This window comes from Pseudomonas sp. NyZ480, from assembly GCF_029537255.1.
Classification (GTDB): Bacteria; Pseudomonadota; Gammaproteobacteria; order Pseudomonadales; family Pseudomonadaceae; genus Aquipseudomonas; species Aquipseudomonas taiwanensis.
In genome coordinates this window covers 1,464,331-1,481,686 of sequence record NZ_CP120626.1, presented here as the reverse complement: position 1 = coordinate 1,481,686, position 17,356 = coordinate 1,464,331, and the positions used below count along the sequence as shown (strand labels likewise).

Genomic DNA, 17,356 nt, shown 5'->3' with positions numbered 1-17,356 from the left:
ATACTACACTCCGATTTCTCAGGAACCAGTTACCATGATGCGGCCCGACGCCAAAGTCGACAAGATTTACATCTATCCCAAGCCCGTCGACTTCCGAAAATCCAACGACGGGCTCTCTGGTGGAGCTTGATATCAAGGTGGCCGTGGTCCAGCCGGTGCTTTTGGTATTCCTCGACAAGCCAAGCAACCGCGTGAAGATCCTTTATTGGGAGCCACAAGGTTTCTGGCTTGGGCTCAATTGTCTAGAGTCCGAAAATTTTAGAACCTCGCCAGCCGCCACCGACGAAGTGATTGTCCTGGTTGTCCAGGAACTGAATTAGCTACCTGATGGCTTCGACCTCTGGCGCAACCGTCCCCACCAGGTTCTGCCCCCTCTCTTCGTTGCCTGAGTCGGTATAAATCAAGGGTATGACTTCCATGCTCAAAGACCTCCCTGACGATCCTGTTCTGCTCAAGCAATTGCTGGAGCAGATGATCAGTGAGCGTAAATCGGACAAGGGCAAGATCGTTCACCCCGAAAAGGAAAACACCTTACTGCGCCAGCACGTGTTCGAACACAGGTCCGAGCATCCAGCGGATCCGCTGACAAGCCCGATAAACTGATCGAGAAGAGCATGGCCAGCCCCAGTGTATTGGCCATGCTGCTGACCGCCAATTACGTAGAGGGCTTGCCGCTTCACCGCTTCGAAAAAGTGCTGGGCGCCACGGTATCGATATCCCGCGTCAAACGCTGGCACGCTCAGTGATTCAGAGCAACTAGCACTTGCAACCGCCGCTGAATCTGATGCGTGAAAAGCTGTTGAGCAGTCGGATCATCCACTGCGATGAAAACACGTGTACAAGTGTTGAACGAGGCTAGTCGTGAGCCCCGCAGCCAATCCTAGGCTCTGTCTGAAAAAAGCCGTCGCATACACCGCATGACACAAGCCAGCGAGACCATTGCGGCATAACTTTTTGCGAGCTTGTCGAAGCGCGTGACGATTCGGCGGTTCTCTTTTAGCCAGCCGAACATGCGTTCGATGATGTTGCGCTGTCGATATTTTGGGCGGTCAAACAGTCTTGGCAAGGCGGGTTTGGGCTTGCGTTTCATTGAGCGCAGCGGAATGACCGGCTGCATCCGATATCGATCGCAGTAACGGCGCAAGGCCTCGGCGTCGTAGCCTTTGTCAGCCAGCAACCATTTGCATCGTTTGCGTGGACGACCACGCTGGTTTGTCGGGATGCTGACATCATCAAGTAACGGCTGGGCATAGCTGATGTCGCTGGCTTGGCCGCCAGAGAGAAGGAAGCGCAACGGTATCCCGTTGGCATCGCAGAGCATATGAATTTGGGTTGTCAGTCCGCCGCGACTGCGGCCTAGAGCGTGATCGGTAGGCTCGTCAGGCCCCCTTTTTTCCGCGCTCCAGATGAAGCACGGGTTGCTCGAACAGCGGTCGAATCGATCATCCAGGTGTGGGGATCGATCAAGCCTTTGTCATTGAGTCTGAGGTGCAATCGTCTGAGCATCTGATCGAATGTTCCGCGGTTTCGCCAGACCCGGAAGCGGTGATAGACCGTCGCCCAAGACCCGAAGCGCTCGGGCATATCTCGCCAGGCTGCTCCTGAGCACAGCACCCAGAGCACACCATCGAGCATCAAGCGATCACTGCTGCGGGGCCTGCCCCTGACGTGGGCTGCCGTAAAGAGATCGGCGACCACTGCCCACGCGTCACCCGAGAGTCCATAACGCTTTGCCATCACAGAATTCCTTCCCGCAGATGGCCGGCGACTGTACAGAACCCCGGCTGTTCCGGGGCCACATTTCAGTTTCTTGGGATTTCAGACAGAGCCTAGGCCTTGCAAATATAAATCAATTTTAACATTCTAAAAAAATGGATTCATAAACACAGCCGATCGCCTTCAAATATCTTGCCTACGCCGCTGATGGACCCAGTCAACGATCTCGCCGTCAGGATTATAGCCAACTACTAGCTCTCGAAGAACCTGCCGCACACGTGTAAAATCCTCTTGTTTGACAACATCCATTAAAACGGACAAATAGTCCTTCAACTTTTCCCAAGCTATGTAATCTTCGTTAGCGGACATAATCATAGGATGCAATGTTGGCTGCACATTATCACCAATTAGCAACTCCTCATATAACTTCTCCCCCGGACGCAAACCAGTGTACTCAATCGCAATATCACCTTGCGGTTGCCGTTCAGAGCGCACAGTCAAACCAGAAAGATGAATCATTTTTTCCGCGAGCGTTGCTATACGAACAGGCTCCCCCATGTCTAACACATATACATCCCCTCCTAACCCCATGGAGCCAGCCTGAATAACAAGCTGAGCAGCCTCCGGAATAGTCATAAAGTAACGTGTTATTTTAGGGTGAGTAACAGTAAGCGGGCCTCCCGCCTTGATCTGCTTATGGAACAGTGGAATTACCGACCCTGACGACCCCAATACATTCCCGAAACGCACCATCGTAAAGCGCGTTTTATTAACATGCGCAACGTTTGTCGAATCACCAAACATTACAGGAGCAACTTCATTACTTAGAGCCTGTAAAATCATCTCCGCCAGACGCTTCGTGCTTCCCATTACATTGGTAGGCCGAACAGCTTTATCCGTCGAAATCAAAACAAAATTAGCAACATTGGCTTGCAATGCCGCTTGCGCGGTAAACAATGTACCAAAGGCATTATTTATAACACCCTCAGAAATGTTATGCTCAACAATTGGGACATGCTTATACGCCGCCGCATGATAAACGGTATCAACATGCCACATGGACATCGTTTCAAACAGATGATTTTGATTGCGGATCGAACCCAACAAGGAAACCAACTTTACCGGCAATGCCTCGCGTACAATACGACTATCTAGCTCCGAGTGAACACTGTAAAGATTAAATTCACTGTGATCGAACAAAATCAGCACCTTCGGCTGAAGGGATAGTATTTGCCTGCATAGCTCAGAACCAATTGATCCTCCAGCGCCGGTTACCAGCACAGTTTGGCCAACGATACATCTTGAGAGTAGATCTTTTTGAGCGGGAACTGAATCACGCCCCAGCAAATCAGCAATATCTACCTCTTGAATGTCATCGACTTTAACTCGCCCACTAGCGAGATCAATGACGCTTGGCACACTACGCACGTGAACAGGGAATGACTCTAACGCACTTAGCACCTCCCGACGTCTAGCACGGCTTGCAGAAGGGATAGCTAGTAATACCTCCTCTGCTCCGGTAACGTCGATCATTCGCTGAATATCCTGCCCATGAAAAACTTGAAGACCAGAAATCGTACTGTCTGCAATCGTCGGGTCATCGTCAATAAAAGCGACAGGATGCAAGACTCTACCCATTCTTAATGCAGCCAAAAGTTGGTTGCCAGCTGCGCCGGCACCATAAATCGCCACGCGAGGCAAACCACTATCGCGACTAGTGAATGGAACATGCTGCTTCGCAGCGTACCAGTCCCCTAAGAAATACTGCCGCATTAATAACCGAAGGCCACCGATAAAAACCAAGCTTAGCCACCAATAATTAAATATTATTGAGCGAGGCACAACGGTCTTGTGGTTGCTATACCAGTAAACGACTAACGCGAGCACCAATGCAGAAAGGCTTACCGCCTTGAAAATGGCCATTAGGGCATCGTTGCCAAAAAAACGCATTACTGCGCGATACATCCCGAACCGGACGAAAATCGGGATTGCTATAATTGAGGCGGATGCAAATAACCATAGATGACCAACCAATGGATTAGCCATTTCGTCGTAACCAAGACGAACGACAAAAGCAAACCAGAGCGCAAGCCATACCAAGCCAAGGTCGACGACAACTTGGAGAAACCGCTTGTAACGGCGCGGGAGAGCAACTAATCTTGTCCGCAGAAAGTTCATCACTTATTTTTTAACCTCACATTCTGGAGCCAGCCATAACGCTACAAAGCACCCTGAGCTTGTCACTCTAGTGTACGCCAACTAGCTAGACTCAGCCTTCCCTGCTCCGTATTTAATGGCCAACATTAGTAACGGAGCATAGGCAATTGAGACTGCGAGCAAGCCATCCAAAGCCGAAACTGCTGCCATATAGGCTAAAGGCATAAGCCATAAGAGATTGATTACCATGACACCTATCGTTACGGAAGTATGCTTGCCGAAATGCCTAGCTGCGTATTGGTAAGCGTGACTCCGATGAGCCTCGTAAACTTTTTCGCCTCTTAACAAACGCCGCATAAGGGTAAAGGTTGCATCAACAACAAATACCCCCAAAAGAATTATCCAAGAATAAAACAGATTAAAAGATGAAAACGCTGCATGAATAGAGATAATTCCAAGCATCAACCCCAAGAAGCCACTCCCTGCGTCACCCATAAAAATCCTAGCAGTAGGAAAATTCCAAACTAAAAACCCTATAACTGCCGCCGCAAGAACCAGTGGCGACGCGGCAAGATCAGGCAAATTCACAAGATAATAAATTCCACACGCACTGAAACAACAGGTAATCGCCTCAATACTAGCAATTCCATCTATGCCATCCATGAAATTATAAAGATTAGTCAGCCATACCAAGTATAATAACGCCAGAATATTTGCCACCCAACCAAGATCAAACTCACGTCCCAATAAAACAATCGGAGGCACTCCCCCTAGGCACGCAATAGCCCATCCAGCGATTAAGAAATGGCATAGTAAACGCCATTTAGCATGAATATGTCCATGGTCATCCAAGAACCCCAAAACAGCTATAGCAAAACCAGCTCCAAACATTGCGACCGACAATCGAATATCAAGCTGATGGACTGTAGACAGCCATAGCATAGCGATTAAGAAAGTGACTACAATTGCCACCCCGCCACCTCTAGGAGTAGGCACGGTGTGCGAGCTTCGCTCATTGGGAACATCAACTACATTACGAGCCAGCGCATAAGCACGTAAGCCCCAAGTAATTGCCCAAGCCAGCCCAATTAACACAATGAAAAACTGGATGCTCATCAATTAAATACCAAACTAAGATGCATGGAAAATGAAATCATGCCCTGCTTTAATTAAAGCAGTACGACCACTTATCACCGGTTGCCACCCCAAGGAACAAGCTTTAGATGAGTCTACAGTAAGGGACCCAAATAGCTGAGTGTAGGTATTCCGTCGACCAATTAAAGTTGCGCCAAGGCGCAGAAGTTTCGTTGGAACGTAAAACTGCAACGTCTTTACACCCATTCCAATTGCCAGCAGCGAAGCAATTTCCCCAATTGCGAATTGATCTCCATCACTAATGACAAACTCTTCCCGGGCTGCACGGGGATGTTCCATACAGAACACTAAGAAATCAACCAGATTCTCAAGTGCTATCATAGACCTCTGATTGACAACACCTGAGAAAGGCAACGGAAGGCGCCTACTGACAAGTTCCAGTAGTAGTTTAAAGTTTCCAGGGGCTTGACCAGAATAGACTAGAGGTGGACGTATAACTACCCATTCCATAGACTGATCGCACAGGTATTCCCGGATCTGTTTCTCAGCCTTTAGTTTGGACTTCGTGTAAGGGCTGCTAGCGGCGAATGGGGTTTTTTCACTGAACGCGTGCACACCAGACTCTTGACCATGTACGCCAATACTACTCAAATAGATAAATCGCTTAACTCCTACAGCGACCGCCTGACGAACTAAAGCCATAGTAGCGTCATAATTTGTACGCTCAAATTCAAGCTCAGGGTTATCCGCTTTGTCTTTTAACTTATGCGCACGACCTGCCAAGTGAATGATACAATCAACTCCTTTTAAAACCTCCCCCCAATCGACGGCCCCGGCTATATCCCCCATTGCGACAGTGGAAACGCCAGCTGTAATATTCTTAGCTTCTCTGGCAACACCAATGCAATCATGGCCTAAGCGCAGGAGGTGCAAAAACAGTGCGCGTCCAACAAAACCGTTAGCGCCAGTTACCAGTATTTTCAACCTATCCTCCTTGCCCTGCCATTTCCCTGACAGTGACCGATAAATCACGCTTGACCAAATTAAACATTATGTCTCAACTTCGCATATATTTCCAGATGCTTCTCAACTACGCTATCGATAGAAAAGACTTGCTCCGCCATTGTACGACCAGCTCGCCCCATTGCGGCGCGACACCTATCATCTTTTAATAGTTGCTGGATCGCATCAGCCAAAGGCTCGACCGCTTTGACAGGTACTAACAAGCCAGTTACATTTGGTTCAATTGCATCCCGGCAACCAGGTACGTCCGTGGTAATCACGGCTCGTCCACTTGCTGCGGCTTCAATCAATACTTTTGGCAACCCCTCACGGTATGAAGGTAAAACAATGAGATTGGATTGAGCCATCACATCTGACATAGCAGAGCTGTAGCCTGACCATTCTACCACTCGCTCCCTAATCCATTCATTGAGCTCATCAACACCGACACTAGTAGGATTACCAGCATCAACATCACCTACTAACTGAAAGCGAGCAATTACTCCGCGCCCTAACAAAAGCTTCGCCGCGTGCACGAACTCTAGGACGCCTTTATCACGCAATAATCTCGCTGCAAAAGTTACAACGGGAACGCCACTCTGTTCCGGACGGTAGTGGAACTCAGCCAAATTTACGCCTGAGCCACGAATCCTGGCACTGCGAGCAGATGTAATTGCACCCAGATCAATTAGTGTTTTCTGATCATCCGGATTTTGAAAGACCGCTATCAGATTCCGTTTACCCAAAGCCACGCGATACATAAAACTGACAAGTTTTCGTAGTAAGCGGATTTTTTTTCCCGACGCCGTAAAAATAAAGCCTAGGCCAGGCACCGCTGCCAACACCCCTCCTACAGGCGACAGGCGAGCGGCTATACCGCCATATAAGACAGGTTTAATTGTTACGAGGTGAACTATATCAGGACGTACACGCCAAAAAACCTTTAGCAATCCAAGCAACGCTTTAAACTCGCGGAATGGGTTGGTTCCACTTCTAGAAAGAGGCAGCTCATGATGAATAAACCCCTTACTACAAATCTCACCTACATATGGCCCACCAGGGGTAGCGACATGCACCTGATAACCCTTGCCGCGTGCGGCTTCTGCAACAGGCAATCGATGAGAAAGGAAATATTTCGCATCGTTGCCAACGATCAATAGAACAGGCTTCATACCAACTCTATCCTCGATAAGGGCGAGATCATCCCGGAATGCATTTTGCATATTTTTCAAGCCCCTTTGGCAAGAGATTCATATAACCTAGCGAAACGCTCCGAGGTGAGCGACAAGTTGAACTCATTCAGTAAGCGTGCTCTCGCATCACTTGCCGACTGACGGCGCTCCTTGTCGTTTTTCTGAATCATCTGCTCTAACCCCTTCGATAGCGATAGCGCATCTCCAGGTGGAACCAAAATCCCATTCCCGCCCAGCAAAATCGAGGCATCACCAACGTCTGTGGACACACACGGAACGCCGACAGCTATAGCCTCACCGAGGACATTTGGAAAGCCTTCAGTCTGCGAATGAAGGCAGAATATATCCATAGACTTTAAACAAACAGCTACATCTTGACGTTCACCCAAGAGAACATATCGGTCAGCGAAGCCTGTTTCATTGATCAACCTAATCAAAGCTTCGTTATCTTTATCTAGCCCTCGACCAACCATCAAAAAGCGAATCATAGGATAATGGTCAGCCAAAAGTCTTGTAGCTGCGATGAAGTTCGCTTGGTCCTTAACTGGATTAAACCGCCCAAGACTGCCCACAACCAAATGGTCATCCGTCAAGGATATGGCTTTGCGAAAGGCGACTCGTTGTTCATCACTTGCATAAAGTCGGGAGAAATCAAAACCATTTGGTATAACCAGCATCTTGGCAGCATCATAACCAATCTGAATGTGTACTTTTTTTGATGCTTCAGCTGCGCACACAATTTGAATCGGTACTATCTTAGATAGTTTGGCGCATAACATCCTGATCACCCGCGTTGAGCGCTTCCCGCCCCGTTCAAGATCAGTGGTCCTGATTCCCCAAATCACATTCCGATGACCGGCCGCACGAGCAGCAAGCCCGCCTAAGAAGTCAGCATGATACATCCATGTCTGAACAATGGCTGGCGAGTATTCTCGGATTAAGCTGTAAAGGTGATACAGCGCACTTAATGTACTTGTGAAGCCCTTCATCTGCAGATCAACGACCCTGACACCTTTGGCCTGTAACTGGGGTCCAATCACTCCCAGCTCTGTTAAAGAAACAACCATGTGCTGATATTGAGGGCTCTCAAGCTGCGATTCAATAAGACGTTTCAGCATAAGCTCAGCGCCACCAATATTCAGCCCTGAAATGACATGCAAGACTCTCACAGCTATTGCTCCACCAACCAGGCCTGGAACATTAAGATGCTCCATAATTTTCGGGAGAGGTCGACCTTGCCTTCAAGATGACGCAGCCAAACCTTTCTAACGGCATCGCTATTGAAATAACCTTGCTTTTCCAGCAGGGAATTATCAAGCAACATTTCGGCCCAGTCACGCAACGGCCCACGCAGCCACTGTCCAAGCGGAATAGAGAAACCTTTTTTAGGGCGCTCAATCATTTCCTGCGGAACATGCCGATAAAGTAGTTCCCGTAAGATCCATTTACCCTTACCTCCGCGAATTTTCATTTCGAGAGGAAGGCGCCATGCAAACTCGAAAATACGGTGATCCAAAAATGGAACTCTTGCCTCGAGACTATTTGCCATTGAAGCCCTATCGACTTTTACTAAAATGTCGTCAACCATATACGTCTGAGCGTCTACTGCCATCATCCAGTGTTCAAAACAATCGGTTAATGGCCAGTGAGCTTTCTGATTAAGAAGAGTGGTCGGCTCAATAGAACCCACAACTATTTCCTGGGGCCTCTTCCATTGACTTATTAGTTTACGATAGAAGTCTTCCGGCGAGTTGGCATCACAGATTTCAATCAGTCTTCCTATTTTCGTAGGCATTGAGGAGGCGTTACCGAGTTCGCATACCAGCCTTCGTAACGATGCCGGCATATAAGATAATTTTCTCCACAACCGAGGTGCAAAGCGATATGGATTGTACCCTCCAAATAGCTCATCGCCAGCATCTCCACTTAGAACAACTGTGACATGCTGCCTTGCCATTTCGCTCACCAAAAACGTTGGAATCTGTGAGCTATCGGCAAACGGCTCACAGTATATACTAGGGAGGCTAGGGATGAGTTTTAATGCATCGGACGCCGCCACATAAACTTCGGTATGCGCAGTTCGCAAATGTTTCGAAACAGCAAGGGCATGCTCAGCCTCATTATAACCAGGCTCGTCGAATCCTATAGTGAATGTGCTTACGGGTGAAGAACTCTGCGCCTGCATCAGCGCAACAATTACACTACTATCTATTCCACCACTAAGAAAGGCGCCCAGTGGTACATCTGCCAACATTTGTCCAGAAATAGCTTGATTAAGCAATACCTCTAAACTCGACACCGCCTCATCATCACTTCCTGAAAATTGATTTCCTAAACCAGCACTAACTACTGAATTAATATCCCAGTAGCACTGGGGTGTATACGATCGGACGCCCAGCGCAGCATCGATAACTACAAAGTGCCCAGGAAGTAGCTTTTCAACCCCCTCATAAATACTATGCGGGGCGGGTATATAATTATGTCGCACCAGTAGCGCTAACGCCCCCCTATCGACTTTAGCTTGAAAGTCAGGATGAGCTTTTATAGCCTTTAACTCGGATCCAAATATTAGGGACTTTCCTTGCCACCCCCAGTAAATGGGCTTCTCTCCAAATCTATCTCGCGCTAACGTTAAAGTATTTTTTTCCTGATCCCATAACGCGATAGAAAACATGCCAACAGTTGCCTTCAGCGTCTGGGGCAATCCCCATACAGATATACAAGCTAGAAGTGTCTCTGTGTCTGAACCACCACGCCACGTAAGATCGTTCCCCTCATTCTGCAATAATTTTCTCAGATGTAAATGATTGTAGATCTCACCGTTAAACGCGATAACGTAACGACCGCAAGCCGATATCATCGGCTGGTGGCCGGCTTCTGAGAGTTCCACAATGGATAAACGCGCGTGAGAAAGGCCAACAGTTTTGGATTCATTCACCCATACCCCTAAACTGTCAGGCCCTCTATGTTTGATCTTATCTATCATAGACAGCAGAGTCTCAGGAGTCACCTTGGCATCTGCCCCAGATGCTATTAAATACCCTGATAAACCACACACTACACACGCTCCATATTTTCAGCCTTGGGGATAACGCTAGTCACGAACACTGACCGCAAGCGAACAAGTGAAATCGCCAGTAAAAAACCTATAAAGTTATAAACAAATTGATACATCCAACCCTGAAAAAGAAGAAATGCAACGAGGAAAACAAAAATACACTTAAACTCTAAATACCTAGCGGAGGTCGCCACATATAACCCAGTCCCCAAGAGCACCGCCATATAAGACGTTAAGTAGTAGACTAGAGAACTTAACGGCAATGCCATGAATCCACTCCCAACAGCGAACGAAGTTCCTCGACCGGAAAAAAAATCATACAGAAATGACGGCAGTGCACTTCCCAAGGACGTGCACTCATTGGAAAGCCCCGCCAATATAAAAGCTTTATGGATTATATTTTCTTGAATCGGCACGCAGATATTACTGCTCTCTATAAAAGACGCCATTTGAGATATGCCGATAAAATTAGAATAGAAGTCCAATCGACTCAACATTGAGACTAGCACATAAACAAAATACTCAGAATACAACTCTACTCCCGAGACTCCACTCGCCTGCAAAAGTGAAAAATATGAACTTCCCCCTCTGAAGTATTCACGCAGCAAAAGAAGCAAGGGGATGGCCAAAATGAAGAAAATAATCAGTACGCAACTCATCTTACGCGAGAAGGATCTCCGACGAAGAAATACAACTAGTAGAAGCGGAATTATAAACCCAGCCCACCCTCTAATTATATTAGATATCGCAAATAGAAGAGTCGCAATTAAATATCGCGATTTGTTTTTTTCAGATACGGCATAAACATAATAGAACGCATCGAATGAAAATATTATAAGCAGATAAAACAGTGGATTCTGCACACTACCTGTCGACGAAGCCACTCCCAACCCATATTCTAAAGCCGAATAAATTTGAAACAAAAAGAAGAGAACCAGCAAAATAAAAATAAATGGCAAGTTAATCTTCTCCATCACCCTTCCCTTCTTTAAAAATAGGAAACAGGAAACGGAAAAGAATATGCACCAATAGGCCAAAAATGATAAAAAAGCAGAGATATGTAACTCTTGATCGACCCCATTATAAATCACCGCATCTCCAAGCCACCATTCCGCACTCGAACTACGCAACACAAACAACATCGTATTTGCAAGCAAGAAAATACCATAAAGGGACACTACAAGAAAAAGAGGAGTGGCTACTATTCTATTTGTCATATTTTTTGCACCAAGAAATAGAAAAAACTTTTTAAACACAGTAGCCAGTGAACCCTTACGCCCTTTAGTTGCCGCAAAGATGTTTTGATTTCAGAGACATCATGATTTTTGATTCTTGAAAACAAAAATCGGGTAATTAAATTAGCCTTGACATACACACCATAAGTAGAGTCCAACTCATAAATAGATACTAAATGCCGAGCTAGATAATCGACAGCCTTCTTCTTTGAGCTTGTATTCCTAGTAACCGAAGGCGAAGCTGTGAGACGGTATGCACCATTAACAGATTTTAGGTATAAACTTGCTCCTCTCAGGGACAAATTGTATGCCACCCAATAGTCAAGATACTCCTCGTCATTGATAGCTGGCCTGGCGCTCCTCCTATACATTTGTGTGGAGTGCTGACCAACAAGTGCATAGGATAAAGCAATATCCTTTGAGTTCACGGTTCGCGGGTAGACCGCTCGCGCTAATCGCGATGGAAATATTTTGAGTTTCTTTCCCTCGTCGTCGACAATATCAGCGCAAGTCCAACATTGCACCACGCCAGGGTTACGATCAAAAACTTCTACTTGGGTCTGTAATTTATCGGCATACCAGTAGTCATCCCCATCACAATGGGCAACGTAATCACCTTGTGCAGCATCATGAGCGGCCTTATAGTTTGCACAAACTCCAACATTAGCTTCATGATAAATAGCCCGGATTAAATTAGGATATTTTTCTACATAGGAATCAATTATCTGACGCGTAGCATCTGTCGAGAAATCATCAGCAACAATAATCTCAAATGGGAACTTAACCTTTTGACCAATTACGCTTTCCAGACAACTGGCTATATACCGCTCATGGTTATAAGTTATTATGCAAACAGACACTTTAGGCATCATACAATTATCTCTTTACTATGAATCTTATAAAAGCGTTTAGAAAACCTGAGCTAACGAGCGCAACAAACAGGCTTGCGAAAGCTATTATGCTAATCTGCAGCAATGTAACTACAACTCCATACTCAAAACTCATAATAGCCCAGATAGCACATGCGGCCATAGATGAAGGAATAAATATCGACATCCAATCCTTTTTCAACCAAACCCAATGCAATCCTTTCTCTAGCCGAGAGTGCACATAGGTAACCCAAATTAAAGCGAAGAACATGTTTATAGTCAACCACGCGTAGCCAGCGCCGACGCCACCAAAGTATTTGGCTGACAGAACCAAAGATGGGACAAGCAATATAAGGGCTATCACATTACCAATTAAATGATACGTCATATTGCCCCGTGCATACTGCAGATAATATGGGAACGCAGCCATCACCAAAAAGCAGTTGCCTAACGCATACAATGACAAAATAAAAAATGACTCTGCGGCCAATGAAGCATCACCGGTCCATATCTCGAGCAATGGTTTAGAGCAAAGAGCTAGCGTCACGGAGGCGGGGCCTGTTATTACGGCCACGAACCTAGTTGCGTTTCGATAGAGTTGTATTAGTTGCTCACGATCATTACTTGCGTGCAAACTAGCAAGCCTTGGCATAACTGCGCTACTCACCGGCCCATTCAAGACCAAAATCCCACTAGCAACCAAAACCGCTAAAGAAAAGTGACCATATTCCGAGAGCGAAAGCAGACCTGATAGGATCATCTTATCTGTCTGCGTTACCATCACCCAAACAGATGATGTAAAAGCGATGCTCAATGAAAATATCAGTGACTTACTTGCAGGCTTGAGCGACCATCCAATTATTTGATCAACTCGAGGCAAAAACTTTCTTCCCATTAGGAGCAAACCAAATAATTCTATTACCGCAACAAAGAACTGATGGACAAAAAACACGGCCGCATTGAAACCGTATACCCACATAGAAAAAAATACCGCTATGAAACGAAGCGTAGCAATAAGACAATTAAACGAACTCAACCAAATTTGTTTTTCCGCCCCGGAAATGACTCCTCTATACAACCCCCCCAACCAACGCAAGGCTACACAGACTGCGATAATTTGAACAGCCAGTAAAACTTCATCTTTAGAGAGTAAACCAAATCTCAACCAATGGACGCTCAGATACTCAGCTGCTAGGAAAAGTCCACCGCCAGCAGACATTGCAATAAAGATAAAAATCATGCTGAGAGATCTGAATAATTGCCTAAACTGCAGTGGCGTGGTGGCCCCTGCACGAAGGCGTGCAGTTTCGCGACCAATTGTTGGTGTCAGGCCGAGATCAAGAAGCGCAAACCATGACTGGAGCATAGCGTAAAAGCCAATCAACCCATAAGCCTCGGCCCCCATATGCTTTATGTATAGGGGGAGTATTAATATTCCGACCAAGGCCACATAGAGTTGACTTATATAGTTAGCAACAATGTTTCGCTTTAATGTCACGACATGAGCGCCTTTGTATCTAAAGATAAAATCTATTATTTACAGTATTTTTATCAGCCTACTGCGGGCGGCTCGCTTTAACATCACCTTGAACCCGAGCTTAGCGTATAGTTGCAACGCCGCTTCATTATCAGCGTCTACTTCCAATTGACAATTCGCAAATCCCCTAGCTCGCGCTAGGCAAATCACCCCCTCCAAGAGTGCGATAGCAACATTCCTGCCTCTAAAATGAGGAGCGACTAAAACCAATGTTATGAAAGCTTGCTCCTTTAGTGGATCATTACAATAAAACGCAGCAAATCCCGCACACTGCCCCTCGATAAAATGCACCAAGATTTCAGCATGTTTTTTTATTTTATTCAGATATTCATCCACTGTTACACCTTGAATGAACGCCCCCCCCCTCGCAATTTGCTCTTCCCTTAACAGTCGATCGATTTCATTCATACAAAGCTCCCTCTATCCTCAAGATGAAATAAGTAGCCCGCACTCTTCAAAACTGTTAAACATCATCATATCCAACACTGACAGACCCGGGATGAAGTTGTCTGTAAATTGCTTATACGGTCTTAAGCTAACATCATTAAATTTCAGGTTTACTCCATGGGCCAAGAACTCCTCGCAACTGTATAGTGCCTTACCTCCCGGCGGATTAACGTAAGTGCGAGCACCCTCTATACGGCAAATGTCTAAAATCCTTGTACTGCTTGAGAGGTGGTGATTACCATAGACGGTAGATGAATCAACAAATTCTACCGAAATCCCGATACGTTCTGCCGTTATCCGGATACTTCGCTTAGCCAACTGAGCAATCCCCTCGTGCGCACCTCCGCTGAACACCTCACGCACACAGTCAAACGCCATTGCAAAGTTTGGAGCTTTAGAATAAGACTGCTGAATACTGGCTAAGAGCTTTCGCTCCCATATCGTACGCGCCTGAATCTTGACTTCATTAATCTTCAAATTTGGACTGGCACCAACTAAAGGCACAGTAAAATATCGCACCTCACCACCGATTAGCAGCCGATTTCTATTGATCCACCCCCCCTTAATGAAGTTAACATCATCATAAAACACAAACTTATCAACCTGCCCTATCAGGCTGAAATAGCCCGCATAAGGAAATAGGTACGGCTGCATTATCGCCAACTTCACAACTAGGTCGCCTTAATCATAGAAATAATTTCCTGCACTGAGGAGTCTTCCAGCGCTGGATAAATCGGCAAGCACAGTACTTTCTCGGAAATGCGCGCAGCAACGGGAAGATTTTCCCGGTGCGCTGACTTCATACCGCGGTACATTGGAAAATCACTAATCAGCGGATAAAAGTATCTACGCGAGAAAATATTATTTTCTTTGAGCTTTTCATAAAGCTCATCACGCTCAAACGGGTAATCAGCCTCTACTAACATTGGAAAATAAGAATGATTTGCGACCCGCTGCCCCGCGTTCTCAATCAGACGTATGCCAGCCACTCCTGCTAGCCCTTGACGATACTGCAGGTCAATAGACTTACGACGATGCATAGCACAATCGATGTGCTGCAATTGGAGCAAGCCAAAAGCCGCGTTGATCTCGCTCATTTTTCCGTTGATGCCAGGTGCCACCACTGTAACTTCGTCAACAAACCCAAAGTTCTTCAACTGATCTATACGCTTCTTCGTCTTCGCATCGGGACAAATGATCGCGCCACCTTCAAATGTGTTGAACACCTTGGTAGCATGGAAGCTTAGGACACTCAAGTCACCATGTCGCAATATACTCCCGCCCGCGTCTTCGACACCAAACGCATGTGCAGCATCGTAGATTACACGCAGATTGTAATTGTCGGCTATTTTCTGGATTGCCTGCACATCACAAGGGTTGCCATAGCAGTGTACTGGCATGATGGCGGTCGTCTGCGGCGTGATCGCCGCTTCGATCTTTTCCGGGTCCAGATTCAGTGTGTGCGGATCAATATCGGCGAACACCGGCTTTATACCATTCCACAACAAGGAATGCGCAGTGGCGACAAACGAATAGGGTGTAGTAATGACTTCGCCTGTCACACGCAGGGCCTGGAGTGCAGTCAGTAGCGCAATTGTCCCGTTATTGAATAACGCGACATGCTCAACACCTAGATACTCACAGAGCGCTAGCTCTAACTGCTGATGCATTGGCCCGCCGTTGGTGAGTATCTTGTTATCCCAAATTTTCTCCAGGTAAGGTACAAAATCTTCCAACGCTGGTAGAAATGGCTGGGTGACGTAAACTGGTTTTTCGCTCATTGCAATTCCTCGGTCAGAGACAACACGTGTTGACCGTAAAGGTTGTCCATGCTCCGTGAGCGGTACGCTCAATGTTCCGGACCACTGTCGATCCGGTTAAGCTAACTCCGCCTGGGGCCATAATCTTGATGCCGTTGAGTCGACCTTTTGTGCCTTGAAAGCGCACAAATCAAAGGAGCGATGCAATCAGCACTTTGAGCTAAGCATCTACTACTTAAGGAATTTCACATACCACGGCATGGCCTGGCTGATGCCGCTTTCGATATCAAACTTGGGCTCGTAGCCGAGCAACCGACGGGCCTTGCTGATGTCGGCCTGGGAATGCCTCACGTCACCTGCACGGAAGTCGCGGTAGACCGGCTCCCTCTTGTAGTCAACGCCATTCTCCGCGAGCGTACCACGCAACGCCGCAAACAACTGATTCAGGTCCGTTCGCCCACTGACTGCCACGTTATAGACCTGGTTGAGCGCCTGCTCATCCGTGGCTGTAGCAGCGAGGAGATTGGCCTGCACGGTATTTTCGATGTAGCAGAAATCACGACTAGTCTGACCATCACCATTAATGAAGACGTCCTCACCGTTAATCATGGCGGCGGTCCACTTGGGGATCACTGCGGCATAGGCACCATTGGGGTCCTGACGCCTGCCGAATACGTTGAAGTAGCGCAGGCCGATCGTCTTGAATCCGTACGTCCGGGCAAACACTTCGGCATACAGTTCATTGACGTACTTGGTTACCGCATAGGGAGAAAGCGGTTTGCCAATTGTAGCTTCAACTTTTGGCAAACCTGGGTGGTCACCATAGGTGGAGCTGCTCGCTGCGTATGTGAAGCTCTTCACACCAGCATCACGGGCCGCCACCAGCATGTTGAGAAATCCGTCGATATTAGTGCTGTTCGTGGTGATGGGATCATTGATAGAACGAGGTACAGAGCCAAGGGCGGCCTGGTGCAAGACGTAATCCACTCCAGTGCATGCGCGCTTGCAGTCTTCTAAGTTTCGAATATCACCCTCGATGAACCTGAAAGCCGCCCACTGCTCAGCCGAGACCAAGCTTTCGACTTCGTCCAGATTACGCTGGTGACCCGTGGCGAAATTGTCCAGTCCGATGACTTTCTGGCCGAGCTTTAGCAATGTTTCGAGCAAATTCGAGCCAATGAATCCGGCAACCCCAGTCACTAGCCATGTACGCGGATGGCTGGCGAGTTCTTGATTCAATGTTTGGTAGGTATTCATGAACAAACCTCAGGAAAATGTAGAGGGAAG

15 protein-coding genes and 1 pseudogene are annotated in these 17,356 nt (G+C 46.9%); 2 read left to right on the top strand and 14 right to left on the bottom strand.

Translation table 11 applies throughout. The features are described from left to right. The first annotated feature begins 119 nt into the window (after positions 1-119). Positions 120-320: an IS66 family insertion sequence element accessory protein TnpB gene (gene tnpB / locus P3R38_RS06665; RefSeq protein ID WP_177325242.1), complete on the top strand. Its 201-nt coding sequence runs from the start codon at positions 120-122 to the stop codon at positions 318-320. An 88-nt stretch (positions 321-408) separates the two neighbouring features. Beyond that, positions 409-881 (top strand): annotated as a pseudogene (locus tag P3R38_RS06660) (transposase); the annotation flags it as partial. Here the strand turns inward: P3R38_RS06660 and P3R38_RS06655 are convergent. The 14 genes from P3R38_RS06655 to P3R38_RS06590 all read right to left on the bottom strand — a co-directional run bounded on the left by P3R38_RS06655 (position 881) and on the right by P3R38_RS06590 (position 17,326). After that, positions 881-1,737, bottom strand: a protein-coding gene (locus tag P3R38_RS06655; protein ID WP_277686932.1) for an IS5 family transposase whose coding sequence is annotated in 2 segments (ribosomal slippage) — positions 881-1,389 and positions 1,389-1,737 — 858 coding nt in all. Because the reading frame shifts where the segments join, the coding sequence is not laid out codon by codon here. The pseudogene P3R38_RS06660 and the gene P3R38_RS06655 overlap by 1 nt on opposite strands. 162 nt (positions 1,738-1,899) lie before the next feature. Beyond that, the gene (locus P3R38_RS06650) at positions 1,900-3,894 is read right to left on the bottom strand and encodes a nucleoside-diphosphate sugar epimerase/dehydratase (RefSeq protein WP_023379292.1); all 1,995 of its coding nucleotides are present in this window, start codon (positions 3,892-3,894) and stop codon (positions 1,900-1,902) included. 81 nt (positions 3,895-3,975) lie between these two features. After that, positions 3,976-4,989: a glycosyltransferase family 4 protein gene (locus tag P3R38_RS06645; RefSeq protein WP_041925445.1), complete on the bottom strand. Its 1,014-nt coding sequence runs from the start codon at positions 4,987-4,989 to the stop codon at positions 3,976-3,978. A 15-nt stretch (positions 4,990-5,004) separates the two neighbouring features. Further along, the gene (locus P3R38_RS06640) at positions 5,005-5,952 is read right to left on the bottom strand and encodes an NAD-dependent epimerase/dehydratase family protein (protein ID WP_023379290.1); all 948 of its coding nucleotides are present in this window, start codon (positions 5,950-5,952) and stop codon (positions 5,005-5,007) included. Positions 5,953-6,011: 59 nt separating this feature from the next. After that, complete coding sequence (locus P3R38_RS06635) at positions 6,012-7,193, bottom strand: glycosyltransferase family 4 protein (protein WP_277686931.1); 1,182 nt, start codon at positions 7,191-7,193, stop codon at positions 6,012-6,014. Positions 7,194-7,198: 5 nt separating this feature from the next. Further along, positions 7,199-8,332 (bottom strand): glycosyltransferase, encoded by a 1,134-nt coding sequence (locus P3R38_RS06630; protein WP_023379288.1) that lies wholly within the window; start codon positions 8,330-8,332, stop codon positions 7,199-7,201. Between the two features lie 2 nt (positions 8,333-8,334). Then, on the bottom strand, positions 8,335-10,173 hold the full coding sequence (asnB, locus tag P3R38_RS06625; protein WP_277687198.1) for an asparagine synthase (glutamine-hydrolyzing): 1,839 nt from the start codon (positions 10,171-10,173) through the stop codon (positions 8,335-8,337). 47 nt (positions 10,174-10,220) lie between these two features. After that, the gene (gene wzy / locus P3R38_RS06620; protein ID WP_277686930.1) at positions 10,221-11,438 is read right to left on the bottom strand and encodes an oligosaccharide repeat unit polymerase; all 1,218 of its coding nucleotides are present in this window, start codon (positions 11,436-11,438) and stop codon (positions 10,221-10,223) included. Further along, a complete protein-coding gene (locus P3R38_RS06615; protein ID WP_084212794.1) occupies positions 11,435-12,328 on the bottom strand; it encodes a glycosyltransferase in 894 nt (297 codons plus the stop codon). The genes wzy and P3R38_RS06615 overlap by 4 nt, the downstream gene beginning before the upstream one ends. Positions 12,329-12,332: 4 nt before the next feature. Further along, positions 12,333-13,823 carry an oligosaccharide flippase family protein gene (locus P3R38_RS06610; RefSeq protein ID WP_277686929.1) on the bottom strand — a complete coding sequence of 497 codons (1,491 nt, stop codon included), beginning with the start codon at positions 13,821-13,823 and terminating at the stop codon, positions 12,333-12,335. 39 nt (positions 13,824-13,862) lie between these two features. Next, entirely contained in the window at positions 13,863-14,270 is a 408-nt protein-coding gene (locus P3R38_RS06605; RefSeq protein WP_023379283.1) for a GNAT family N-acetyltransferase, read from the bottom strand. 18 nt (positions 14,271-14,288) lie between these two features. Further along, positions 14,289-14,978 (bottom strand): WbqC family protein, encoded by a 690-nt coding sequence (locus P3R38_RS06600; protein WP_023379282.1) that lies wholly within the window; start codon positions 14,976-14,978, stop codon positions 14,289-14,291. A 2-nt stretch (positions 14,979-14,980) separates the two neighbouring features. Then, on the bottom strand, positions 14,981-16,090 hold the full coding sequence (locus P3R38_RS06595; protein ID WP_023379281.1) for a DegT/DnrJ/EryC1/StrS family aminotransferase: 1,110 nt from the start codon (positions 16,088-16,090) through the stop codon (positions 14,981-14,983). 210 nt (positions 16,091-16,300) lie between these two features. After that, entirely contained in the window at positions 16,301-17,326 is a 1,026-nt protein-coding gene (locus P3R38_RS06590; protein ID WP_277686928.1) for an NAD-dependent epimerase/dehydratase family protein, read from the bottom strand. Positions 17,327-17,356: the final 30 nt, after the last annotated feature.